Source organism: Extensimonas soli, assembly GCF_029211265.1.
In the GTDB taxonomy this organism is placed as follows: Bacteria; Pseudomonadota; Gammaproteobacteria; order Burkholderiales; family Burkholderiaceae_C; genus Extensimonas; species Extensimonas soli.
The window spans coordinates 1-506 of sequence record NZ_JARGEL010000033.1; the positions used below are offsets into that span (position 1 = coordinate 1).

The following is a 506-nucleotide window of genomic DNA, read 5'->3' on the forward strand; positions in this document are numbered from 1 at the left end:
TCCTATGTCCCCTGCTCAAAAAATCAGCAGGATATGTGGATAACGTGGCTCAGTTTTGAAACGGAATCACCTCATAGGTGGCTCAGTTTTGGATTGGAATCAACAGGGGTTATGTCGCCGGGCGCCTTGAGCCACTTCTTGACCGTGTTTCTGGCCAGTCCCGTTCGTCTGCAAATCTCTCCGTCAGAGAGTTGGTCGCGCAACTTCATGCGCCTTACCTTGCCAATCATGTCCATGGTGATCACCTCTTACATCCCTGCTGAAAGTTTTAGCAGAGCAGTGGAACACCCCTGTCAATTTTCGATCGGCACTTGCCCTTTCAGACTGTCAATTTTCGGTCGGCGGCAACAGGCAAGGAGGGTAGCGTGTTGTGAAGCCCCACGTGAACCTGGCGCTAAAGCCGCTGATCCACCGAGGGATAGCAGAGCGCGGGGTTGCGGGAGCGGATGACGGGGACGGGGACCCTGGTGATGAACGCCGCCGATGCTGAGGCCAAAAAACAAACC

Annotated in this window: 1 protein-coding gene; it reads right to left on the bottom strand. The window is 54.5% G+C overall.

The features are described 5' to 3' along the window. Window positions 1–71: 71 nt before the first annotated feature. Window positions 72–245, bottom strand: coding sequence for a hypothetical protein (locus PYV55_RS16000; protein WP_275853223.1), 174 nt, complete (start codon window positions 243–245; stop codon window positions 72–74). Window positions 246–506: the final 261 nt, after the last annotated feature.